This window comes from Bradyrhizobium sp. USDA3010 (genome assembly GCF_056429065.1).
This window is the reverse complement of the sequence record NZ_JBWJZD010000002.1, coordinates 420,722-442,938: the sequence shown is the minus strand read 5'-3', so window position 1 is coordinate 442,938 and position 22,217 is coordinate 420,722. Positions and strand designations below refer to the sequence as shown.

The window sequence follows — 22,217 nt, the reverse complement described above, 5'->3', positions numbered from 1 at the left end:
CGGCAGGAACTTTAGTCAAGCATAAAAGGTCAGTTTGCGATTTTTCGCAGGTTGGCATATGGTGGCTAAATGAGTCCTGATCCCAAGAATTTCCGCTCACCCGGCCAGTTCCTCCAGTCGCTGTTGATCCACCGAGGTTGGACACAGCGAACCCTTTCGGTGGTGCTCGATATTGGCGAAACGACCGTCAATAAGATCGCCAGCAACAAGCAGCCGATTGACGCTGACTTAGCCCTGATTCTCGAAGAGGTTTTTCGGGTTCCAGCCGAGGAATTTCTGGCACTCCAAAAGAATTTCGACCTCGCGCAGGCACGGATCGTTGCGAACCCGGACCCGGCTCGGGCGGTCCGCGCCATGCTGCTTGGCGACCTTCCTGTTGCTGAAATGATTAAGCGCGGTTGGATTGCGGCCGAGAACGTCAGAGATACCAAAAACGTCGAGGCCGGGCTGGTCCGGTTCTTTGGAGTGAACCGGATCGACGACATCGAAATACTGCCTCACGCCGCGAAGAAAACCGAAGTCAACACTCCTGCGACGCCCGCACAACTGGCTTGGCTATATCGGGTCAAGCAGATTGCTAGTGACATGCTGGTCGCCCCCTACTCTCCGCAGGCGCTTGTCGCAGCACTCGGCAAGTTACGAAAATTAATGATCGCAGCCGAAGAAATAGCGCGCGTTCCACGCATCATGATGGAGTGCGGAGTGCGGTTCGTTATTGTCGAGTCGCTCGCTTCGGCAAAGATCGATGGCGTTTGCTTTTGGCTGAATGAACGGTCTCCAGTCATCGCCATGTCGCTCCGCTATGATCGCATCGACAATTTTTGGTTCGTCCTTCGACATGAGATTGAGCATGTCCTCCAGGTACACGGAACAATGATTGATGCCGAACTGGAAGGTGAGCGCGCTGGCACAGGTGAAGGCGTTGCTGAGGAGGAGCGAGTTGCGAACGCCGCCGCGCAGGAGTTCTGCGTTCCAGCGAAATCCATGCACGATTTTGTAGTCCGGAAAGCCCCGTTCTTTGCAGAGCGAGACCTAATTGCCTTCGCACGTATATTGAAAATCCATCCCGGCATTGTGGCCGGGCAACTCCAACGCAAGACGGGCAGATATGATCGCTTCCGCGATCATCTCGTAAAAGTCCGCTCCATCATCTCGCCGAACGCAATCAAAGACGGCTGGGGCGATGTTGCTCCAGTTGGCATCTAACAGGACGGAACAGGACACTATGAGTAAGAGACAGGAACGTCAGCGTTTCCTCCGCCACTATAAAGAAGTGACGGGCGAGCAAGAAATCGACATGCATAAAGTGGCCGCTTTCGCCAAGGGCCACGGATGGAAGATGCCAACCCCTCCGTCCGACGTGGAAATGCTGGCAAAACTATTCGCCGATGATGCCCAAGCAGAGCGCAAGTACGACAAGCAAACCGGGAAGCCATATCGCGCGTATCAGGCCATTCCCGTACCCAGCGGACAGCTCAATCTCTTTGTCTATGTGGACACGGATGAGGCGACACGCTCCCAGATGATGAAATCAACAAATCATCGTCGAGAGCAGATAGTGACCGACGCTTATTCGTTGACGCTCGATCTGGATCACTGGCACAGCATCAACCCCGACGAAGAACAGATTGAACTCCCCCTCGATCTGACGTTTGACGTCGAACTCAGGAAGGCCGCCGACGACGAGGGCTCCGAAGAAACCGGCTAGCTTTTCTTCCAGCGAGCCTCTGCCGCCGCCCTTGCAATCTCGGCGCGTTGTTCCGGAGTAAGGGCGGCAGAGCGCGCAGGGCCGCCCTTTCGGCCGCCCGCCTTCGCGCGCTTTGTCAGGCCGCTTTCCGGGGCTGCCTCAACGTTCCCGGTCGCGATATCAATGATCCGCTTAGCGAGCTGGTTGGGGTCTCTAGGGCGTTTGGGGTGCTTCTCAGCGGTCATTTTCCTAACCTACTAAACCATCTGGCCATGCTTTCGTCCCAGACCCGCTTATGAGCCGCGAAGCATTCATCGGCCTTAGCTTGGTCGCCGGGATGGGCCTGTTCGCACGCAGCCCGCTCTTTGGCCTCGTCCCATTGGGAGCAGCCTCCGAGGGCGATTAGTACAACCAGCGGGAGCAGTTTTCGCATGTTCGCAATATGCGCCCGGAATCCCCCGCATACCAGTGGTCGACCCTGCCACAATCAAACTGACCCACTACCCAAGCGGAGGGTAGCGGGTCAGCTTGAAAGCTGACCGCGAAAGAAAGGGCTTGGTTAATCGAGGAAGGAGAGACCCGCTCAACCGCAGCGGGGTCTTTACCCCTTCCTCTGGCGTAGGATCACGGTCGGGCGTTTCGCCTGTGGCGATATCAATGATCCGCTTGGGGTCTCCAGGGCCCCTAGGGGTCATTTGTGCGACTTTTTGTGCGCCACGGCGATTTGGACGACATCATCGTCATCAGCATCGAAGGTCAAGTAACCAATGGCCATCCATCCGGCGCACACGCTGAAAATGATCAAAGCAGCTTTTAGCCACTGTCCCATGGGAGCAAATATGCTCCCAGAGCCGGTTATTTTCCATCCCCGCCGAACGACAATCAAACTGACCCACTACCCAAGCGAGCCCGGCAGAGCCCGTGCCGCCTTCACGGCCGATGGTTAATCCGCCAGGCCAACAAAAAACCCCGGGCCGAAGCCCGGGGTTTTCGATGCCGCTTGGATTAAGCGAGCGATCAGTAACGCGCGATGATCGGGCCACCGAACTTGTAGTTCAGACGGCCGAGGACCATGTCGGTGTCGCCACCGGTGTGGAAACCGGTCACGCCGACGCCAGCCGGGGTCACGAAGGTCGCACCGTGCGTGTCTTCGAAGATGTGGTTGTATTCGACGCCGAGCGACCAGCCCTGCGAGAAGGCGAATTCGAGGCCAACACCAACCGTCGGGCTCCAACGGGTGTCGTAGCCGGTCGAGGACGCCAGCGCGCCGCCGGGTGCCAGGAACTGATAGTTGCGATCGGTGACCGCAGCACCGCCCTTGGCGTACAGCAGGACGTTGTTCCAGGCGTAGCCGATCTGACCGGTGAACAGGCCGAACGCATCGGTCTTCGAGCGAACGGTGCCGCCCGGGACGAGCAGGTTGCCGGTGCTGCCGGAGAAGTCAGCCCAGTTGCCCTGAGCTTCCAGACCGAACACCCAGCCGCCGGTCTGCCAGCGGTAGCCGACCTGACCACCGACGGTGCCGCCGTTGGCATCGTAGCTGCCGGCCTGGCCGAAGCCGTCGACCGAACGGTTGTCGTGGCTCTGGCCCCAACCACCGTTGATACCGATGTAGAAGCCGGTCCAATCATACACAGCGGCAACCATGGGCGGCGGAGCCTTCGTGTAAGGGCGAGCCGCGAGGTCAGCCGCAGAGGCAGCGGTCGCGCTGAGCGCGAGCAGGCTGGCGGTGACAAGCAAAATCTTTTTCATTTTCCCGTTCCAACTTTTTCTACAGGCCCCCAAGGCCGCGAGACACCGTCATAGCAGTCCCCGTCGGAATTGCTGTAACTTCGCTGCAACAGGCAGGCCCAAACGACTTCGCTCAAATTTGAAGTTAATACTGCGTTACAAGCACTTCTTGGAACTTTTGCCACATAACTGCCGCACAATCTTCACAATTCAAAACTGCGTGCGCGGCTTCGCGCAACATCGTGTTGACCGGAACCGGCTTGTCCGATTTGGATCGTCGCCGAGATCGAATCTTCGCAGCGATAAGGAATGCACATGCGGACGATGATTCTTGCTGCTGCGGCGTCTGTGGTCGCGCTCGCTACGCTAGGTACGGCGCCCTCCCATGCCGTCGGCGTGCGCTACCCGTTCTGCATCCAGGGCGACCGCTATCCAGGTCTCAGCAACTGCTCCTATCCGTCCTATGAGGCGTGCCTCGCCACCGCCTCGGGCATCGGACAGAACTGCATCGCCAACCCCTATTATGCCGGCGACAACGACCCGCGCTCCTATTTGCACGTCGCCCCGCGCGACCGCCGTGAGGGCAATTTCTTCGACCTGTTCTTCCACTGACGCCCGCCCGGCGTCGCCGCCGCGGGAATGTGAGTTGATCGCTCCCGCACGCGGGGGACTGTTCGCACGGACGTTCGGCGCTAGCGTTGCCGGCGCCAGATCGATTGGAGCTTCTGATGCGAAACCTGATTCTGGCACTGTTTCCGGCGCTCTTGGCGCTGGGTACGATCGCAAGCACGCCAGCCAATGCCCAGAAATACGATTCGACATCGCCGGTCTGCAAGACGAACTACCGATGGGGCGGCGAGGATACCGACTGCGGCTACACGTCGCTGGAGCAGTGCCGCGCCTCGGCGTCCGGCCTCGCCGCGATGTGCATTACCAATCCGTATTATGCCGGGCCGCCGATCGATCGTCGGCCGAGCCAGTCTGGCAGACGGCTTCGCCCCGCTTATTGAGGGCTCAAAAGCCCTCTCCATTCCGACTGAAGCAGAGCGGAAAAAGCCCTAGAATCCTGTGCTTAGCGTATGTTCTTCACACGAACCGCGACCCACTTCGCGCGAAACGCTATTCGAGTTCGATGACCTGCCCGTTCGACAGTGACACCCGGCGATCCATCCGTGCGGCGAGATCCATGTTGTGGGTCGCGATCAGCATCGCGACCCGGGTCGCCTTCACGAGTTGCATCAGCGCGTTGAAGACGTGGTCGGCCGTCCCAGGATCCAGATTGCCGGTCGGCTCGTCCGCAAACAGCACCCGCGGTGCGTTCGCAACCGCGCGCGCGATCGCCACGCGTTGCTGCTCGCCGCCCGAGAGTTCGGCCGGACGATGGGTAATGCGGTCACCGAGCCCGAGATAGGCCAGGATCTCGGTCGCGCGTTTCACGGTTTCGGAGCGCTTGAGGCCACGAATCATCTGCGGCAGCATGACGTTCTCGAGCGCCGAGAACTCCGGCAGCAGCCGGTGCGACTGATAGACGAAGCCGATGTCGGAGCGGCGAATCTGCGTGCGGTCGACGTCGGACATCTGCGAGGTCGGCGTGCCCGCGACATAGACCTCGCCCTCATCGGGACTCTCCAGCAGGCCCGCGATGTGCAGCAGCGTCGACTTGCCGGATCCCGACGGCGCCACCAGCGCCACCGATTGACCGGGCCACAGCGCCAGCTTGGCGCCGTTCAGGACCGTCAGCGTCGCTTCGCCCTGCCTGTATTCCCGCTTGATATCATGAAGATAGACGACCGGTACGTCTTCCGCCCCCTCTGCCATGTGCGCTCCCTATTCGTACCGGAGCGCTTCGACCGGATCGAGGCGCGCGGCGCGCCACGACGGGTAGAGCGTCGCAAGGAAGGACAGCGTCAGCGCCATGATCACGACGGCGAGCGTCTCGCCGAAATCGACCTCAGCCGGCAGCTTGGAGAGGAAATACAATTCTGGCGAGAACAGCTCGGTGTTGGTGAGCCACGACAGGAACTGCCTGATCGATTCGATGTTCAGGCAGATCAGCATGCCGACCGCAAAGCCGGTCAGCGTTCCCACCACACCGATCGAGGCGCCGGTGATCAGGAAGATCCGCATGATCGAGCCTTGCGAGGCGCCCATCGTGCGCAGGATCGCGATGTCCTGGCCCTTGTCCTTCACCAGCATGATCAGCCCGGAGACGATGTTGAGCGCCGCGACCAGCACGATCATGGTCAGGATCAGGAACATCACGTTGCGTTCGACCTGCAGCGCGTTGAAGAACGTCGAGTTGCGCTGCCGCCAGTCGACCAGGAAGACCGGCCGGCCGGCCGCCTCCGTCACCAGCTTGCGGTAGGTGTCGATCTTGTCCGGATTGGTGGTGAACACCTCGATCGAGGACACGTCGTTGTTGCGGTTGAAATAGGCCTGCGCCTCCGCCAGCGGCATGAACACGAAAGTCGAATCGTATTCCGACATGCCGATCTCGAACACCGCCGTGATCTTGTAGGGCTTGATACGCGGCGTCGTGCCCATCGGCGTCACCGCGCCTTTCGGCGAAACCAGCGTGATCATGTCACCGGCATGCAGCGAGAGCTGATCGGCAAGCCGGCGGCCGATCGCAACCCCCTGCCCCTCGTCGAAGCCTTCGAGCGTGCCCTGCTTGATGTTCTTGGCGATCGAGGTGAGGTTGTTGAGATCGTCGGCGCGAATACCGCGGATGAAGACGCCGGCCGCGTTGAACGGCGATGAACCGAGCCCCTGTCCGTCCACGACGGGCGCGGCCAGACGGATGCCCTGCACCTGGCTGATGCGGTCGGCGACGTCCTTCCAGTCGGTCAGCGGCGATTCCAGTGGCTGCACCAGAAGGTGGCCGTTGAGGCCGAGGATCTTGTCGAGCAGCTCCTTGCGGAAGCCGTTCATGACGGCCATCACCACGATCAGCGTGGCAACGCCGAGCATGATGCCGAGGAACGAGAAGCCGGCGATGACCGAGATGAAGCCTTCCTTGCGGCGCGCGCGCAGATAGCGTCCGGACAGCAGCCATTCGAATGGCGCAAAGGGCGGGGTACGGACTGGCTCGTTCATGGTCTCATCCATCTCTCGATAATCCCATGATTCGGGTCAAATGTGGCCGGATTACCCCGCCGATAGATTCGGCGTGAATAAACTTTAACCCGCGAGCTTCGCGACCACGTCCGCGGGGCTCATGTTCTCGCGTGAACCGTCGCTGCGGCGCTTCACCTCGACCTTGCCTTCCGCGAGCCCCTTGGGCCCAACGAGAATCTGCCAGGGGATACCGATCAGATCGGCCGCGGCGAACTTGGCGCCGGCGCGCTGATCGGTGTCGTCGTAGAGCACATCGACGCCCTTCGCCGAGAGCTCGCGATAGAGCTGCTCGCAGGCACCGTCGACCGCGGCATCGCCCTGCTTGAGGTTGAGGATCGCGGCGCGGAACGGCGCGACCGCCTCGGGCCACTTGATGCCGGCATCATCGTGACAGGCCTCGATGATCGCGCCGACCAGGCGCGACACGCCGACACCGTAGGAGCCGCCATGGATCGGCACGTCGACGCCGTCAGGACCCGCCACCATCGCCTTCATGGTGTCGGAATATTTGGTGCCGAAATAGAAGATCTGGCCGACCTCGATGCCGCGGGTGTTCAGCCGCTTGGCTTCCGGCACCTCCTCCTCGAAGCGCGCAGCCTCGTGGACGTCCTCGGTCGCAGCATAGACCGAGGTCCACTGCTTGATGATGGGCGTCAGATCGCCGTCATAGTCGACGTCCTCGCCCGGCACCGGCAGGTCCAGCACATCGCGGTTGATGTAGACGCCGGATTCGCCGGTCTCCGCCAGCACGATGAATTCGTGGCTGAGGTCGCCGCCGATCGGACCGGTCTCGGCCCGCATCGGGATCGCCTTCAGGCCCATCCGCGCAAAGGTGCGCAAATAGGCCACGAACATCTTGTTGTAGGAGCGCCGCGCGCCGGCCTCGTCGAGGTCGAACGAATAGGCGTCCTTCATCAGGAATTCGCGGCCGCGCATCACGCCGAAGCGCGGACGCTGCTCGTCGCGGAACTTCCACTGGATGTGGTAGAGGTTGAGCGGCAGGTTCTTGTAGGACTTGACGTAGGAGCGGAAGATCTCCGTGATCATTTCCTCATTGGTCGGTCCGTACAACAGCTCTCGCTTGTGACGATCGAGGATGCGCAGCATCTCGGGGCCATAGGCGTCGTAGCGGCCGCTTTCACGCCAGAGATCGGCAAGCTGCAGCGTCGGCATCAAAAGCTCGAGCGCACCGGCGCGGTCCTGCTCCTCGCGAACGATCTGCTCGATCTTCTTCAGCACCCGGAAGCCGAGCGGCAGCCAGGCATAGATGCCGGCCGCCTCCTGCCGCATCATGCCCGCGCGCAGCATCAGCCGATGCGAGACGATCTCCGCCTCTTTCGGGTTTTCTTTCAGGATGGGCAGGAAAAACCGCGACAATCGCATGGCGTTACTCGGGAATCAGGAAAGCGTGGGAAGCGCAGCAGTGAAACCGGATCGGCTGTGAAAACACAAGGCCGCCAAATGACAAAAGCCCTTCAAATCAGGCTATTTTCCGCCATTTGAGCGATTTGCGTCCCTCCGGCGTGCCCGGCGCGCTGATCGTGCGTTTACCTGACCTCGAAATCGTCTTCCAGCGTCACTTTCCTGAAATCGGTCACCAGGGCGTCGATCTGCATGTGCCAGCGGCCCGGGACCGGCAACGGCACCTTCTTCACGTGCCAATAGCCGTCGGGACCCAGCGCGGCACTGCGTTCCAACGGCTCGATGCCGCGATCCGGCAGGCTCAGCGTCAGCATCGCCTCCTTGGCCGCGAACGGGCTCGCATCGCCGTTCATCAGCTGCAGCACGAAGTCATTCTGCCCGACCTTGCCCGGCGCGATCAGCACCTGGAACATCGCGGCATCGGTGTGGATGTGCACCGCGAGCGGAACGTCGTCCGACATTGCCAGCACGCGGGGCGGCGGCGTGAAGCGCCAGAGCGCGACGAGACCGAAGATCGCGATCATCAGCACGAACTCGAGCGCGATCGAGCGCTGCAGCGGCCGCGTGCGGTGAAATTCGCGCGCGATCGCCGGCGTGAACACCAGCCGGTTCAGCGCAGCGAGCGCGAGCAACAGCGATACCAGCACAAGTTTCGCCAGGAGGATGTTGCCGTATCCAGTGTCGATCAGTGCGCCAAAGCTTTCGAGCTGAACGACAGCGAGTGCCAGGCCGGACAAGGCGATCAACGCGACGACCGGTACCGCAAGCGTTGAAAAGCGCCCGAGCACCCGCAGCAGCGAATCCTTGCGCTGCCAGGCCAGCACGGCCACCGGCCCGAGCGCACCCATCCAGAAGGCGAGGCCAACGCCATGGATGAACAGCGCGGTCCGCGTCAGCCATTGCGGAGACGCGGTAGCGGCGTGGCCGCTGACCGAAAGCGACAGCCCGACACAGATCATTGCGACCGCGGTGGGGATCCAGGCCGCGCTGAACGACGGACTGCGCCAGGCGGTCGCCGCGATCAACATCGCAGCGATCGCGAGCAGCAGTGCAGGAAACAGGCTGGTGCCGGCGGCGCTGGCCCACGCCGCCCAGGTCAGGACGCCCGTGATCGGCAGGTTCAGCAGGTCGACGCCCTGCAAGCCAAGCGAGGCGACCGCGCCGATGAGGCCGATTGCCAGCGACCACATGATCAGCCGTTCGCCGGCCGGGCCCTGCCCGATCCAGGCGGCAAAGAACACGCCGCCGACGCCGGCAAACAGCCCGAGATAGAGCCCGAGCCGCGCCAGCCAGATCAGCACATGGAGCACGCCGTCGCCAGACGGCACCGCCGAGCCGGTGACGACGCCGATCGAGAACAAGAGCGAACCCGCAACCGGATGGCCGTCCTGCGACACCACGCGATAGCTGACCACCTGCGTGCCCTGAGGCAGGTCGGCCGGCAGGGTCACCATGACCGATTGATCGACGGCGCGGATCGCGACGTCGCGCGGCTTGCCCGCAGCGTCGAGCAGGCTGACCGCCGTTGGCGCCACCGCTTCGTTGAAGCGGAGCACCACTGTCTTCGGCGCCTCCGTCACCACGCTGCCATCCGCAGGTTCAGCGGCGATCAGGACGGCATGCGCATGGGCCGAGGTCGCAAGACACAGCGCCAACAGCAGCGCAGCCAGGCCTGTTACAACAAGACTTGCGACCGCCCGCACGGCTTACGACTTCGGCAGCAGCAAGACGCCGGGCGCCGGCGTCTTGCTGCCATGGTCGTGCCCGCCGCCCTGCCCCTCGGCCGGAACATCGATCCAGCGGCTGACGCCCTGTTCGCATTCCTGCACGACGGGAAAATACAACGTGGTGTTCGGCTTCAGCGTATCGGTGAGATACGTCTGCATCACGAACTCGTCGTAGTTCTGGTCGGAGAGCTTGCCATCGCTCCAGGCGACTTCCTTCACGCCTTCAGAGAGCTTGGCACCGTGATAGCCGTACTGGGTCGTATACTTGCCGGTCACCGTATCGAGGGTCCAGCCGGGCTTCGGCATCGGCTTGACCCCGATCACGCCTTCCGGAATCTGCACGCGGATCTTGATCGTCGCCGATCCGGCGCAGCCATGCGGCACGGCGAAAACCGCCTTGTAATACGAACCGACCGGCGCCTGCTTCCCTTCAAGCGTGATGTGAGCGACCGCCGGCGACGCTGCGAGCAGCGCCGCCGCGGCGATGAGGAGCGTGTGTGATCGCATGGCTCCCTCACATCTTCTTCATGTCCATGCGACCGGAATGGTCGCCATGGCCGGAGTGATCGCTGCCACCCGGCGCCTGCGCACCGACGGCCTGGACGTCCAGCGAGACCGAGACCTTGCCGGCCTTCTCGAATTCGAGCGTGACCGGCACCTTGTCGCCCTGCTTCAGCGGGTTCCTCAGGTCGAACATCATCAGGTGATAGCCGCCGGGTGCGAGCTTCACGGTCTTGCCCGGCTCGATGGTCAGTCCCTTGTCGAGCGCGCGCATCTTCATCACGCCGTTGTCCATCGACATTTCGTGGACCTCGATCTTGCCGGCGACGTCGGCCGAGCCAGACACCAGCCGGTCGGGCGTCGTCCCCTTGTTCTCGATCGTCAGATAGCCGCCGCCGATCTTGGCGCCGTTCGGCGTGGCGCGCGTCCACGCCTGGGTGATCACGAGGTCGCCGGCCTTGACGTCCTCCGCGCGTACGGACGTAGACACGAGCGCAGCAGTCAGCGTCGTGAGGGCGAGGATGCGAGAGAACGATTTCATGGTGACGGCTTCCTTTCAGATTGAAGTAGTTGTGTTATCGGATTGTTGCGGCCTGGGCCTCAGACCATTTGTTCAGATCGGCGATTTCGGCCGATCCTTCGATCGTCGTGATCGTTCCGTCACGAGCAATCAGCATGGTTCGCGGGATATCACCTTGCCACGCCGGATCGATCTCAAATCTCAATCGCTCAGCAAAGCCGTCGCCAAAAATCCAGTTCTCGGCGGAAGCGAGCCCGGCGTGGTCCAGCATCGATTGCGTCGCCTCCGGAAGGTTCGGAACCAAATCCGCGCTGATCGTGACGACGTCGACATCCGGATGATCTTTCATGAACTGGCCAAGCTGCGGCAGCTCGACCTTGCAGGGTCCGCAGGTCACTCCCCAGAAATGCACCAGGGTCGGATGGCCGGCGTGCGCATGCAGCAGCTTTTGCCAGCTGCCGCGTTCGAACGGCTTGGGTGCGCCCGCTTCAACCGCCAGCGCGGGCGACAACGCTGCGAGCAAGATCAAAGTCGCGAGGAAATGGCGCTTCATGGTTCGCCCTCGATCGCTTGAAAATGATAGCCGTCCGCCTTCGTCATCCACGACAGGTAGGCCTGCCGGCCGTCGGTGACGAGCAGCGGATGATCGGAACTGTCGCTGGTGTCAGCAATGACAGCGGGTTTCGACCAGCTCGCTCCGTCGTCGCGCGAGGTCATCAGGTTGATCGATGTCTTTTCGCCGTCGAACTCCTTCCACGCCATCACCAGCCCCTGCGGGCCCGCGATGACCTGCGGCCGTGACGGGCTCCTGTTCGGCTGACCAATCGGAAGCGGATCGGAGAAGGTTTTGCCGCCGTCGCGCGACCGCGCGTAGAACAATCCCTTGCGCGCCTTGCCGTTGGTGTACCACGTCACGTGATAGGTTCCCTCGCGCGAAATGGTCAGGCTCGGACCGTGATGCGGACATGCGGCGATCTGCCAGTCGTCGCGGCTCACCCGATGCACCTCGCCGGGCGTGGCCAGATCGGTGAACGTCACGATCGCATGGTCGCGCACACCGCCTTCGAAAATATTCCGGAACACGACCACCGGATGGCCGGCACCATCGAACGCTAGGGCGAGACGGCAGCATTCGCAGGTGTTGTCGGCCACGAGCCGCGCATCGGAATAGGTCGCGCCGCCATCTTTCGAGGTCGCGAAGAACAATCCGGCACCGTCATACTTCTCGCCGCGCTGCTGTGCCGGCACGCGATTGCGCTTGTCGAGCCAGACCGCGAACACGGCACCGGCTGGATCGAAGCCGATCGCCTCGAACCGCTGGCTCTCGTTGTTTGACGTGATCGGCTTCGGCGGATCGAAGCTACGCCCGCCATCGGTCGACCGCGTGGTCAGCACCTGCCCATTGAAGGCTTGATCGCGGAAGGTCGAGAAAGCCAACGCGAGCTCCCCCTTGGCGTCGATCGCAAGCTTCGGCCGGGCGTCCGGCCCCCAATCCAAATTGAGCCGCTCCCGGGTCACCTGCACTGGCGCGGAAAAGCTCTTGCCCTGATCCTTCGAGCTCGCGACGGAGATCTGACCTCCGGCCATCCATACGAGCCACAGCGTCCCGTCCGGCGCGAAGGCTGGCGTGACCTTGCTCGCGCAACGCAGGACGGTTTCCTCGCACGCCGCTTCGGAGGCGTGCTGATGGCTCATCTGCGCCACGGCAAGGTTCGGCAAGGCCGCAAGCATGACAGTTGCCAGCACCGTCAGAGTCGCAGGTTTGCGGTATGTCATCGATGCGCTCCTCACTTGAACGCAATCTTCATGCCCGCCACGAAAGCGCGCGGCGATCCGGCATAGATCGAGTTGGTCGAGTTCGCCAGTACGCTCGCGGGATTTTGAACGCCCGCCGCCGTCACCGAGTTGGCGATATTGTTCGCCGAGGCGATGTAGGTTCGATCGAACACGTTCCGCACCTCGAGATACAGATTCAGCGACTTGAAATAGTCGGAGATCAGATCCGTCGTGTAGTGAACGTTGAGGTTGACCAGCTCGTAACCCGGCGCCCGCAGCAGATTGGCGTTGTCCATGTAGAAGCCATCCTTCCACTGGACTTCGACGAACCCGCCGAGTCCCTGGAATGGACCCGACAATTGGTCGTAGCCCAACCGCGTCGTGAGCTCGTTCGGCGAGATGCCGGGAATTTTGTTGCCGGCACGATTGAAGCTGAAGACAGTGCCGTTCGTGATGTTCTCGACGTATTCCGTGTAGACCTCGTCGAGATAGGTGTAGGCGGCCGAGAACCGCCAGCCCGGCAGGAACTTCCAGTCGGCGGCCAGTTCGACGCCGCGATGTTCCGATCGCGGCGCGTTGAACGTGTAGGAGATGCCCGATAGCGGCGTTGCCTGCGAGACGAGCTCATCCTTGAAGAACTCGTAGAACCCGGTGACGCCTACCTTGAGCGCATTGTTTGGCGTCCAGTCGGCCCCGATGTCATAGCCCAGATTCTTCTGCGTCTGCAGCTGGGTGTTATTGCCCGAAGCGCCGCTCGGCAGGACGAAGAGATTGCTGACTTGCGGTGTGCCATAGCCGGTTGCTAGGCGGCCGCGGAATTGCCAGTCGCTGTTCAGCCGGTAGAGCAGCGCAAGCTCGGGCGCGGTATTCTGGAATTGCCGATCCGCCGTCGTGATTGCCGTGGTCATGGCCCCGGCTGGGCCGGTGTAGGTATAGGCGGTATTTCGCCCCGTGAGATTGGTGGTTTCCCAGCCGATACCGGCAACGGCCGTGAGCGCAGAAGTAAGCTTCAATTCCTCGCGCGCCCGCAGGCCGTAATTCGTCGTCGTGCTGAACAGATTGCTGGACAGACTCCCGAGCGTCGCATTTCCGCCCGGCATCACATTGCGCGTATCGCTTGAGGCGGTGAGCGTATTGTAGAAGCCGCCGAAATAGGCCGTCGAATCCATCCCGAAGATGTCACCGCGCCTGACGACGTCGCTCATGTAGTTGTAGGACGGGAAGTCACCGATTGCGCTCGTCGATCCCGTCGGTTGGCTGATGTTGCGGTCGTCGAACACGAACTGGTTGCGCCAGGTAGTCTGGTTGTCGAAATCGTGCTCCCAGCGGCCGCCGACGATGGTACGGCGATCGTCGCGCCCGAGGCCCGCCTGGACCGCGGTTTCCTTGTCGGTCCCTGCCGCCGAGTTGAAGCCGTTGTTGAACAGAGAGACGGTCCCACAGCCAGGAGCGGCCGTAGCGCCGGTGGTGCAGCCCTGCTGGAACGGGTTCTGGTTGAACTGATTGAGCGACGAGCGGATCGGCAGGCGCGCGGTCAGGTCATTGTTTATCAGCTTCACCGTGAAACGGTCGTCCGGGGTGACCTGCAGAGTGCCGAGGAAATTGACGGTCTGGGTATTGAACCAGCTGTTACCGATATAGCCGTCGCCGCGCGCGTCGCTGGCGAATAGCGAGCCTTCGAAATTGCCGACCTTCTTGCCCGCGGCCAGATAGTTGTTGAGATAGCCGAAGCTGCCGCCGTCGACGCCGTATTCGACGCCGTCGATGGTGCCGCCCGGCCGGGTCCGGAAGTTCAAGGCGCCGCCGGTCGCGTAATTGCCATAGAGCGCCGACGACGGCCCGCGGACCACGTCGATCGCGCCATAGGCATGGGGATCGATCAGGTCGCTGCGAGACAGGCCGTCCGGCTGGGTGACCGGAAAGCCGTCGTCGAAGATCACCAGATTGCGGATGCCGAAGCCATTGCGTGCATTCGACCCGCGGATCGAGATGCCGAAATCGCGCGGGCCGTTGCCCTGCTTGATCGAGATGCCCGGACTGTCCCGCAACACGTCCGCCACCGAGAAGGACGGCCGATTCTCAAACCGGCTGCGGTCGATGGTGGTTTGCGTCTGACCGGCGGGCCCCTGGTTCAGACTGTCCCGCGCCGCGCTGGGCGTAATGCGCTGCGCGCGCCCAGCCGCTGCCACGGCCAGGGGCGCCAGCGGCCTTGCGGGCCGCCGGGCGGCAACCGCGTGGATCTTCGGCTTGGATCTTGCCGGTTTCGGCCGCGCGGCCTGCGGCGCGACGACCGTGACGGACGGCAGGGTCGTCTGGGCCTCTGCCCAACTTGTAAGCATGGAAAGCCCGACGCCCAGCGTGAGCGCACTGGCTCCGGCCCGCGGATGAAATCGAAACATGGATGAATCCTGACACCGGCTCTGCGGCCGGCTTGCTCTAAGGCACTCGCCGGCGCGCGACGCGCATCGGCAGCGAGAACGTCGTCAGGAAAAAACCGGCGGCGCGCGGGCTTGCGCGGACAGGCGCGCCTGCGAACGATCGAAATCGCCGGCGAAGTCAAGCCAGGCGATGCGCGTTGAAGGCCGCTCGACGGCGTGAGCCGTCGTCTCCGGGCTATCAACGGGCGCACCGGTCTGCAGCACGCTGCATGCCGAGCAGCAACCGTCATGGGCATCATGACCGGTCTGATCACCCTGCCCGGCTCCGGAGCCGGCATTGCCATGGCAGATGGTGGCCGCCGCGAGCGGATCGGACGCGGCAAAGCTCGCCGCCCAGCAGGCCCCGATCGGTGCGAAAATCTGCACCAGCAGGGCAACCAGGACTATGGGCAGAAAAATCTTCAGCCGCCGGCGCATCGCAAAACCCATCCGGGACGGAACTAACCACCACAGCCGTCGGAAGTCGAGATCATCGACCTCGCTCGTTTCTTCCGGCTGGCGGAAATTGCCGGTCGCGACACTTGCGTCACGGCCACTCCACCGGCCTTTGTATCCCCTTACCCCGTCACGTGTTTTCAGCTCACTTTCGCAACTGCCGGTGGCACCATCCCAATCATTTCGCAAATTGCTCGAAATTTGAACAATCGTTGCCGAAAATGATGACAAGGCTGGAAAGATAGTCTACCAATTCGGGCTCAGGCCAGCCGCGAGGTGTGTCCTGGTGGTCCAAGTCTCGGGAGGAGCCCGACGCGCACAAGCAGCGTCACCCCATCAATCAAGATCAAACCGAATTTTTGGGGCAAATAGGGTCGACACAATTTTTGGAGCAGGGCTTGGAGCCCTGCTCTTTTTTTATGTGATGATCACAAAGCGCTATGACTCCATCATCGAATCCAATCGAACGCAGTTTTGAACTCGCAGCAGCGGCTTGCGATGATCTGACGCCGTTGGTGTACCAGCGCTTGTTTCGCGAACATCCCGAGGCGCAGGCGATGTTTCGCACCGAAGGCAGCGAGCCGGTGAAAGGCTCGATGCTGGCGCTCGCGATCGAAGCCATCCTCGATTTCGCGGGCGAGCGCCGCGGACATTTTCGCCTGATCGAATCCGAGGTGTTCTCGCATGATGCCTACGGGACGCCGCGCGAATTGTTCGTCGCATTCTTCGCCGTGATCGCGGACTGCTTGCGCGACATTCTCGGTGAGCAATGGTCTGACGAGATCGATGCTGCGTGGCACAAGCTGCTTCGCGACATCGGGGCCGTCGTGCTGCAACAGAAACATCTCGTGGACGCGAAGGCGTAGCGTCACCGTTCCGATTGTGACACACTCCCTTTATCCGCGGCGCGTGCAACTGACGCCGACGGTCAGAAAAACGAAGAGGGAGCAAACAATGCCAGGGACCGACAAGGGGATGGACAAGGCGCCGACGACGCGGCGCGACCTTTTGCAAATGGCGGCGGCAGGCGGAGCTGCGGCCGGCCTGTTCGGCGGAATGAGCGTGACGTCCGCGCTCGCAGCCGAAATGGGACGTTCGGAAAAACCGCTGAAGGCCGCGTTCTCCAACGCCGGACTGCAGGCGACATGGTGCGCGCAGGGCAAGCAGGCCGCCGAATTCTGGGGCAAGCTGTTCAATGTCGAGGTCACCTGGTTCGACGGCCAACTCGATGCCGTCAAGCAGCGCGCCGCGATCGACAACATGGCCTCGCAGAAATGGGACTTCGTCGCGATCCAGGCGTTCGGCATCGGCACGCTGACCCAGCCGGTGCAGAAGATGATCGACGCCGGCACCCCCGTGATCGACATGGACACGCTGATCGCGCCACTCGACCAGATCAACGTCCATTCGTTCCTCGCCCCCGATAACGAGTTCATGGGCGCCTCGGTGACGCAGGCGCTGTGCAACGCGATCGGCGGCAAGGGCAAGGTCATCATGACCCAGGGCGCGCTCGGCCACACCGGCGCGCAAGGCCGCGCCAAGGGCTTCAACTCCGTCGTCAAGCAGTTCCCGAACATCGAGGTGCTGGATACCCAGCCCGCCGACTGGGACGTCTCCAAGACCGCCCGGCTCTGGGAAACCTATCTGACAAAGTATCCGCAGATCGACGCCGCCTTCTTCCACAATGACGACATGGCGCTTGCCGCCGCCAACATCATGAAGGCGCACAACCGCAACAACATCCTGATCGGCGGCGTCGACGCCATGCCGCCGGCGATCCAGGCGGTCAGCGAAGGCCGCATGTTCGCAACCGTCCGCAATCCGTCCTGCCGCATCCACGGCGGCGCGATCGTGGCGGGCGTCGCCGCCGTGGTCGGCGGCGAGAAGAGCGGCCAGGGCATTCCGAAGAACGTCGTGACCGACGGTCCCGTCGTGACCAAGGCCAATGCCGCCGGCATGCAATGGATGGAGGATCACTTCCTGATCTGAGCGGCCCGCATGTCGCAGGGACGCTCCCCGATCCTCGAGTTGAACCAGATCACGAAGGCCTTCGGCGGTGTCGAAGCCCTTCGTGGGGTCGACTTCGCGCTGCACGCCGGCGAGATCCACGGTCTCGTCGGCGAGAACGGCGCCGGAAAAAGCACGCTGATGAAGATCATCGCCGGCGTGCACCCGGAGTTCTCCGGCCGTTTCGTGCTCGACGGCAAGGAAACCCGGTTCCGCTCCACCCGCGACGCCCATGCCGCCGGCATCGGCATGGTGCATCAGGAGCTCAGCGTCGCGCCTGATCTGACCGTCGCCGAGAACGTCTTCCTCGGCAACCAGCCGACCAACCGCCTCGGCTTCGTGCAATGGCGGCGGATGGCGCGCGAGGCCGGCGAGCAGCTGTCCCGGTTCGGCATCGACGTCGATCCGATGACGCGGCTCGGCGACCTGCCGATCGGCCTGCAGCAGCTGATCGAGATCGCCCGCGTGCTGTTTTCCGGCGCGCGCATCATCATCCTGGACGAGCCGACATCCGCGCTCTCCCCGCCCGAGGTCGAACGCCTGTTCACGACGCTGCACAGGCTCCGCGACGAAGGCACCAGCATCGTCTTCATCTCGCATTTCATCGAGGACATCTTGCGGGTGTCCGACGTGGTGACCGTGTTCCGCAACGGGCGGAAGATCGCCGAGACCGCGTCCGCGGACACCACCAAGGGCGCGCTGATCGAAGCCATGATCGGCCGCGGCGGCGAGGCGCTGGAGCACAGCTACACCGATGACCTGATGCTCCCGCAACCGGGTGGCGGTTCGACGGTCCTGAAGGTCAATCAGCTCTCGCTCCGCCGCAGCCTGCAGGACGTCTCGTTCGAGGCCCGCGCCGGCGAAGTGCTCGGCATCTACGGCTTCATGGGCTGCGGCCAATTGGAGCTGTCGCGGATTCTGTTCGGCAAGCTGAGACCCGACGGCGGAACGCTTGTTGTCGATGGCTCCGCCAAGACATTCCGCAGCACCGCGGCGGCGCGGCGGGCCGGCGTTGCGCTGGTGCCGGAGAGCCGCCGCGCCATGCTGTTCCACCAGGAGCCGGTCTACAAGAACATCTCGATCAGCATCCTCGAGCGGATCTCGGCGCTGCTGCTCAAGCCGGTGCGCGAGCGCGCAATCGCCCAGCGCCAGGTCGAGCAGCTGCAGATCAGGCCGCCGGTGGTCGGCCTCGATCTCGGCATGCTCTCCGGCGGCAACCAGCAGAAGGTGGCGCTGGCGAAATGGCTCACCTACCCGCCGCGCCTGCTGGTGCTGTGCGAGCCGACCCGCGGCATGGATGTCGGCGCCAAGAACGACGTGATCAACATCGTGCGCGACCTCCGCGCCAAGGGACTGGCGATCATCGTGCTGTCGACCGAGCCGGAAACGGTGCTGTCGCTGGCCGACCGGATCCTGGTGCTGAAGCGCGGCGCGGTGGTGCGTGAATTCGCGGGCGAAGCGGTCAGCAAGGATCGGCTGCTCGAGGCGGCCTAATGGAGTGGGATGATGGCGAGCAGTGACAGCGCGACGAGCCCGGCCGATCACAAGCGGCCGCGCGGGCTGGCGCCGTTCCTGCGCTCGCAGATGCGCAACATCGCGCCTTTCCTGACGCTGATCTTCCTCAGCGGCTTCTTCGCGATCGCCAGTCCGTCGTTTGCGACCATCGACAATCTCGGCAATATCCTGACCCAGGTGTCGGTCACCGGCATCATCGCTGTCGGCCTCACCTTCGTGATCCTGTGCGCCGAGATCGACCTGTCGATCGCCAGCATCGCCAACGTCACCGGCATTGCGGTGGCGTACTTCACGCTGCAGGAATCCTACGTCAACATCGCCAATGTCCCGATGCCGGGCTTTGCCGCGATCCTGCTGGCGCTGGCGCTGTGCGCGCTGCTCGGCCTCGTCAACGCGCTGGGCCTGACCGTGATCGGCATCCCCTCCTTCATCATGACGCTGGCCATGATGCAGATCGCGGCCGGCGTCTCGGCACTCCTGGTGCGCGGCCAGATCGCCTACAAGGTGCCGCCGCTGATCACGACGCTCGGCTCGGGCTCGATCGGCGGCATCCCCTGGATCGTGATCGTCGCCGCGGTGATGCTGCTCGGCGGCCATCTGGTGCTGACCTACACGCGCTTCGGCCGCTACGTCTACATGGTCGGCGGCAACCGCGAGGCTGCGGAGTTTGCCGGCCTCAATGTCAAGCTCATCCTCGGCAGCGTGATGGTGATCTCGGCGGTCTGCTCGGGGATCGGCGGCATGCTCGGCGTCGCGCATTTCGGCAGCGCGCAGCAGAACGAGTTCGACACTTATCTCCTGGATTCGATCGCGGCCGTTGTGGTGGGCGGCACCAGCCTGTTCGGTGGCCGCGGCGGCATCGGCAACACCATCGTCGGCCTGTTCGTGCTCGGCGTGCTCAACAACGGCCTCGACCACGTCAACATCGACAGCTTCCTGAAGATCCTGATCCGCGGCCTGATCCTGCTCGCGGCCCTGATCATCAACGTCTACGCGCAGCGGCTGCGCGAGCAGGCGGCGGAGTGATGATTGAGCCGAGCAAATAGCTCTCCCTCTTCTCGTCGTCCCGGCGAAGGCCGGGACCCATAACCACAGGGTTGTGTTGTTGGAAACAAGCCGTGGCCCCAGCGTCACGCAACAATTCGCATTTGTGGTAATGGGTCCCGGCCTTCGCCGGGACGACAGCAAATATGTGGCGCGGCTGGTGAACCATACATCCGCGTTCTCGCGACATGATCTGCCCGAGCTTTGCTCTTTCGGCGTCCACCGCATCTCGACCCACGTTCGTGACGACCGCGAAGCGTCCCTCGATCGGGTGAGACGGGCGGATTCATATATTGAGTTGCTCTTCTGATAAAGCGAAATATTTTTGCTACGGGGCTTGCGCCGTCGGGCAACTCAGTGGCATGGGCGCCCTCAGCGAACCCCAAGCCGCCGACCGCGCGCAAGCACGGTCGATTTGTCCTGGAATGCAGGGCGTTCGGCGAGCGCTGTCAATGGCGTCAAGTCATGCTATGCTGATCATGTTCGGCAACGTCGCGGGGCAATAGCGGTGATCCATCCGGGGGTCAGTACTGGGGAATCTCCGCCGAAGAGGCGCGTGCTCGCTATTCTGGCTGCTGATGTCGTCGGGTATGCTCGCCTCACCGAGGTGGCGGAGGAAGCCACGCACGTCCGCCTCCGCGCGCTTCGCTTTGGCGTGATCAACCCGTGCATTGTCACCTACCGCGGCAAGATCGTGAAGAATACGGGTGACGGCTTTCTCGCCTCGTTCGATTCCTCGCTTGATGCCGCGCGGTGCGCGGTCGCCTTGCAGCATGAAGTGGCCGCGGTGCAGAGCCGAGAAGGACATGATCGGAAGATACAATTCCGGATGGGTCTGAACGTTGCACAGACCATCGTCGAATCGGAGGACATTTTCGGAAAGGGCGTCAACATAGCGGCGAGGCTCGAGCAGTCAGCGCCCGCTGGCGGCGTCATAATTTCAGATGAGATGTTCCAGGAGATCAAGGACCGGCTCGAGGTAGCTGTCGAAGACCTTGGCTTGCTCCGGCTCAAGCACCTTTCGCGACCCGTCCACGCTTACTCTCTCCTGCTGCCGGAGGCCGAGCGATTGCCGCCAAGCCGGGCGAGCCGCCAGGCCAAGGTGCCCTTCATCGCGGTGCTGCCGTTTCGTACGCAAGGAGAAAACCCGGAGGACGATTACTTCGGCGATGGGACGGCCGACGAGATCGTTGTGGCGCTTCAGAGCATCCGTGGCCTGTTCGTCATTTCAAGCACATCCACATTTCCCTATCGTACAGGACCGATCGACAGCCAAAGGATCGGCCAAGAACTCGGCGTCCGGTATGTCTTGAGCGGCAGCATCCGCCGAGCCGACAAGCAGCTTCGCATTGGAGTGGAGTTGACGGACGTCGAAGCCGGCGTCGTGCTGTGGGCAGATCACTATGACGGTGATGTCTCCGAGCTGTTTGAATTTCAGAGCCGCATTGCGACGCGCATCGTGTGGAGTATCGCCCCTCAGGTCCGCGAGGCAGAGCTGAAGCGAGCGCTCCGCAAGCGTTCGGACAATCTTAATGCTTACGAATTGCTCATGAAGGCGATCGACTTCATGTATCGCATGAATTTCTTCGACTTCGGCCGAGCGGGCGAGCTGTTGCAGGCCGCAATCGCTTTGGATCCGAATTATGCGACCCCCTATGCCTATGCCGCGCTTTGGCACATTCACAATGTCGCGCAAGGCTGGGGCGCCGAGGGGGGCCCCGACGCGGCGGAAGCGGCGCGCCTCGCCGCCGCAGCGGTCGATCGTGCGCCAGCCGACGGCTTCGCGTTGGCCGTTCTTGGGCACACCAAAGCACTTTTATTCAAAGACTATGATGCGGCGCTCGACCTCTTTGATAGAGCATTGAGCGCGTCGCCCGGAAATGCTATGGCTTGGACGCTTAGCAGCGGCGTGTATGGCTACCTTGAGGAGGGGCAATCGGCGATCACGCGCGCTGAACAGGGATTGCGTCTATCGCCGGCCGACACACAGGCATATTTTTACCTGATGTTCCTCGGCCAAGCGCACTATATCAGTGGCAATTTCGATGAGGCGGTCGTCTGGGCACGCAAGACCGCAGCTTTAAACGGACGGCTATCCGCCAACTTGCGTGTCCTGGCAGCGGCTTATGTTGCGAGTGGCCGAGGCGCAGAAGCGCGGGCCGTCGCCAAGACTCTTCTTGAGATACAACCTCGATTCCAACTTTCGGCCTACAGTGAGCGGTGCCCATTCAGAGTAGGTCTGCGGGAGCGCTTCATCGATCATTTGCGGCAGGCAGGTTTTCCAGACTGAAGTCGTC

General features: G+C 62.5%; 21 protein-coding genes. 9 read left to right on the top strand and 12 right to left on the bottom strand.

What is annotated here, in order from left to right:
• The first annotated feature begins 69 nt into the window (after positions 1-69).
• Complete coding sequence (locus AC066Y_RS05160) at positions 70-1,206, top strand: helix-turn-helix domain-containing protein (protein ID WP_478272928.1); 1,137 nt, start codon at positions 70-72, stop codon at positions 1,204-1,206.
• Positions 1,207-1,225: 19 nt separating this feature from the next.
• The gene (locus AC066Y_RS05155; RefSeq protein WP_478272927.1) at positions 1,226-1,708 is read left to right on the top strand and encodes a hypothetical protein; all 483 of its coding nucleotides are present in this window, start codon (positions 1,226-1,228) and stop codon (positions 1,706-1,708) included.
• Positions 1,709-2,378: 670 nt separating this feature from the next.
• Here the strand turns inward: AC066Y_RS05155 and AC066Y_RS05150 are convergent.
• Both AC066Y_RS05150 and AC066Y_RS05145 read right to left on the bottom strand, forming a co-directional pair.
• Positions 2,379-2,516 (bottom strand): hypothetical protein, encoded by a 138-nt coding sequence (locus AC066Y_RS05150; RefSeq protein WP_478272926.1) that lies wholly within the window; start codon positions 2,514-2,516, stop codon positions 2,379-2,381.
• Between the two features lie 188 nt (positions 2,517-2,704).
• Positions 2,705-3,439: an outer membrane protein gene (locus AC066Y_RS05145; RefSeq protein ID WP_478272925.1), complete on the bottom strand. Its 735-nt coding sequence runs from the start codon at positions 3,437-3,439 to the stop codon at positions 2,705-2,707.
• A 294-nt stretch (positions 3,440-3,733) separates the two neighbouring features.
• On the opposite strand from AC066Y_RS05145, the gene AC066Y_RS05140 reads away from it, so the two are divergent.
• Together AC066Y_RS05140 and AC066Y_RS05135 are read left to right on the top strand one after the other, a co-directional pair.
• The gene (locus tag AC066Y_RS05140; RefSeq protein WP_478272924.1) at positions 3,734-4,030 is read left to right on the top strand and encodes a DUF3551 domain-containing protein; all 297 of its coding nucleotides are present in this window, start codon (positions 3,734-3,736) and stop codon (positions 4,028-4,030) included.
• Between the two features lie 116 nt (positions 4,031-4,146).
• Positions 4,147-4,428, top strand: a complete 282-nt coding sequence (locus tag AC066Y_RS05135; RefSeq protein WP_478272923.1) for a DUF3551 domain-containing protein — start codon at positions 4,147-4,149, stop codon at positions 4,426-4,428.
• Between the two features lie 109 nt (positions 4,429-4,537).
• On the opposite strand, the gene AC066Y_RS05130 is transcribed toward AC066Y_RS05135, so the two are convergent.
• The 10 genes from AC066Y_RS05130 to AC066Y_RS05085 all read right to left on the bottom strand — a co-directional run bounded on the left by AC066Y_RS05130 (position 4,538) and on the right by AC066Y_RS05085 (position 15,585).
• Positions 4,538-5,236, bottom strand: a complete 699-nt coding sequence (locus AC066Y_RS05130; RefSeq protein ID WP_478272922.1) for an ABC transporter ATP-binding protein — start codon at positions 5,234-5,236, stop codon at positions 4,538-4,540.
• A gap of 9 nt (positions 5,237-5,245) precedes the next feature.
• The gene (locus tag AC066Y_RS05125) at positions 5,246-6,526 is read right to left on the bottom strand and encodes a lipoprotein-releasing ABC transporter permease subunit (protein ID WP_092114619.1); all 1,281 of its coding nucleotides are present in this window, start codon (positions 6,524-6,526) and stop codon (positions 5,246-5,248) included.
• Between the two features lie 72 nt (positions 6,527-6,598).
• Positions 6,599-7,918 carry a proline--tRNA ligase gene (gene proS, locus AC066Y_RS05120; RefSeq protein ID WP_478272921.1) on the bottom strand — a complete coding sequence of 440 codons (1,320 nt, stop codon included), beginning with the start codon at positions 7,916-7,918 and terminating at the stop codon, positions 6,599-6,601.
• A 164-nt stretch (positions 7,919-8,082) separates the two neighbouring features.
• The gene (locus AC066Y_RS05115) at positions 8,083-9,660 is read right to left on the bottom strand and encodes a copper resistance CopC/CopD family protein (protein WP_478272920.1); all 1,578 of its coding nucleotides are present in this window, start codon (positions 9,658-9,660) and stop codon (positions 8,083-8,085) included.
• A gap of 3 nt (positions 9,661-9,663) precedes the next feature.
• A complete protein-coding gene (locus AC066Y_RS05110) occupies positions 9,664-10,191 on the bottom strand; it encodes a YcnI family copper-binding membrane protein (protein ID WP_478272919.1) in 528 nt (175 codons plus the stop codon).
• 7 nt (positions 10,192-10,198) lie between these two features.
• Positions 10,199-10,726: a copper chaperone PCu(A)C gene (locus tag AC066Y_RS05105; RefSeq protein WP_478272918.1), complete on the bottom strand. Its 528-nt coding sequence runs from the start codon at positions 10,724-10,726 to the stop codon at positions 10,199-10,201.
• A gap of 34 nt (positions 10,727-10,760) precedes the next feature.
• Positions 10,761-11,258, bottom strand: coding sequence for a TlpA family protein disulfide reductase (locus tag AC066Y_RS05100; RefSeq protein ID WP_478272917.1), 498 nt, complete (start codon positions 11,256-11,258; stop codon positions 10,761-10,763).
• Positions 11,255-12,481, bottom strand: coding sequence for a sialidase family protein (locus AC066Y_RS05095; RefSeq protein ID WP_478272916.1), 1,227 nt, complete (start codon positions 12,479-12,481; stop codon positions 11,255-11,257). The genes AC066Y_RS05100 and AC066Y_RS05095 overlap by 4 nt, the downstream gene beginning before the upstream one ends.
• A gap of 11 nt (positions 12,482-12,492) precedes the next feature.
• Positions 12,493-14,820 carry a TonB-dependent receptor family protein gene (locus AC066Y_RS05090; protein WP_478272915.1) on the bottom strand — a complete coding sequence of 776 codons (2,328 nt, stop codon included), beginning with the start codon at positions 14,818-14,820 and terminating at the stop codon, positions 12,493-12,495.
• Between the two features lie 144 nt (positions 14,821-14,964).
• Positions 14,965-15,585, bottom strand: a complete 621-nt coding sequence (locus AC066Y_RS05085; RefSeq protein ID WP_478272914.1) for a DUF2946 domain-containing protein — start codon at positions 15,583-15,585, stop codon at positions 14,965-14,967.
• 209 nt (positions 15,586-15,794) lie between these two features.
• On the opposite strand from AC066Y_RS05085, the gene AC066Y_RS05080 reads away from it, so the two are divergent.
• The 5 genes from AC066Y_RS05080 (at position 15,795) to AC066Y_RS05060 (ending at position 22,210) form a co-directional block, all read left to right on the top strand.
• Complete coding sequence (locus AC066Y_RS05080; protein WP_478272913.1) at positions 15,795-16,220, top strand: globin; 426 nt, start codon at positions 15,795-15,797, stop codon at positions 16,218-16,220.
• 88 nt (positions 16,221-16,308) lie between these two features.
• The gene (locus AC066Y_RS05075) at positions 16,309-17,343 is read left to right on the top strand and encodes a sugar ABC transporter substrate-binding protein (RefSeq protein ID WP_478272912.1); all 1,035 of its coding nucleotides are present in this window, start codon (positions 16,309-16,311) and stop codon (positions 17,341-17,343) included.
• A 9-nt stretch (positions 17,344-17,352) separates the two neighbouring features.
• Positions 17,353-18,855: a sugar ABC transporter ATP-binding protein gene (locus AC066Y_RS05070; protein WP_478272911.1), complete on the top strand. Its 1,503-nt coding sequence runs from the start codon at positions 17,353-17,355 to the stop codon at positions 18,853-18,855.
• A 12-nt stretch (positions 18,856-18,867) separates the two neighbouring features.
• Positions 18,868-19,902, top strand: coding sequence for an ABC transporter permease (locus tag AC066Y_RS05065; protein WP_092125653.1), 1,035 nt, complete (start codon positions 18,868-18,870; stop codon positions 19,900-19,902).
• 574 nt (positions 19,903-20,476) lie between these two features.
• The gene (locus tag AC066Y_RS05060) at positions 20,477-22,210 is read left to right on the top strand and encodes an adenylate/guanylate cyclase domain-containing protein (protein WP_478272910.1); all 1,734 of its coding nucleotides are present in this window, start codon (positions 20,477-20,479) and stop codon (positions 22,208-22,210) included.
• The last annotated feature ends 7 nt before the right edge of the window (positions 22,211-22,217 follow it).

Excerpts from the sequence above, each read along its gene's own strand:
- AC066Y_RS05100 (WP_478272917.1), bottom strand. The coding sequence starts at position 11,258 with ATGAAGCGCCATTTCCTCGCGACTTTGATCTTGCTCGCAGCGTTGTCG.
- AC066Y_RS05155 (WP_478272927.1), top strand. The coding sequence starts at position 1,226 with ATGAGTAAGAGACAGGAACGTCAGCGTTTCCTCCGCCACTATAAAGAA.
- AC066Y_RS05150 (WP_478272926.1), bottom strand. The coding sequence starts at position 2,516 with ATGGGACAGTGGCTAAAAGCTGCTTTGATCATTTTCAGCGTGTGCGCC.
- AC066Y_RS05080 (WP_478272913.1), top strand. The coding sequence starts at position 15,795 with ATGACTCCATCATCGAATCCAATCGAACGCAGTTTTGAACTCGCAGCA.
- AC066Y_RS05075 (WP_478272912.1), top strand. The coding sequence starts at position 16,309 with ATGCCAGGGACCGACAAGGGGATGGACAAGGCGCCGACGACGCGGCGC.
- AC066Y_RS05095 (WP_478272916.1), bottom strand. The coding sequence starts at position 12,481 with ATGACATACCGCAAACCTGCGACTCTGACGGTGCTGGCAACTGTCATG.
- AC066Y_RS05070 (WP_478272911.1), top strand. The coding sequence starts at position 17,353 with ATGTCGCAGGGACGCTCCCCGATCCTCGAGTTGAACCAGATCACGAAG.
- AC066Y_RS05135 (WP_478272923.1), top strand. The coding sequence starts at position 4,147 with ATGCGAAACCTGATTCTGGCACTGTTTCCGGCGCTCTTGGCGCTGGGT.
- AC066Y_RS05145 (WP_478272925.1), bottom strand. The coding sequence starts at position 3,439 with ATGAAAAAGATTTTGCTTGTCACCGCCAGCCTGCTCGCGCTCAGCGCG.
- proS (WP_478272921.1), bottom strand. The coding sequence starts at position 7,918 with ATGCGATTGTCGCGGTTTTTCCTGCCCATCCTGAAAGAAAACCCGAAA.
- AC066Y_RS05130 (WP_478272922.1), bottom strand. The coding sequence starts at position 5,236 with ATGGCAGAGGGGGCGGAAGACGTACCGGTCGTCTATCTTCATGATATC.
- AC066Y_RS05160 (WP_478272928.1), top strand. The coding sequence starts at position 70 with ATGAGTCCTGATCCCAAGAATTTCCGCTCACCCGGCCAGTTCCTCCAG.
- AC066Y_RS05090 (WP_478272915.1), bottom strand. The coding sequence starts at position 14,820 with ATGCTTACAAGTTGGGCAGAGGCCCAGACGACCCTGCCGTCCGTCACG.
- AC066Y_RS05110 (WP_478272919.1), bottom strand. The coding sequence starts at position 10,191 with ATGCGATCACACACGCTCCTCATCGCCGCGGCGGCGCTGCTCGCAGCG.
- AC066Y_RS05105 (WP_478272918.1), bottom strand. The coding sequence starts at position 10,726 with ATGAAATCGTTCTCTCGCATCCTCGCCCTCACGACGCTGACTGCTGCG.
- AC066Y_RS05140 (WP_478272924.1), top strand. The coding sequence starts at position 3,734 with ATGCGGACGATGATTCTTGCTGCTGCGGCGTCTGTGGTCGCGCTCGCT.
- AC066Y_RS05125 (WP_092114619.1), bottom strand. The coding sequence starts at position 6,526 with ATGGATGAGACCATGAACGAGCCAGTCCGTACCCCGCCCTTTGCGCCA.
- AC066Y_RS05065 (WP_092125653.1), top strand. The coding sequence starts at position 18,868 with ATGGCGAGCAGTGACAGCGCGACGAGCCCGGCCGATCACAAGCGGCCG.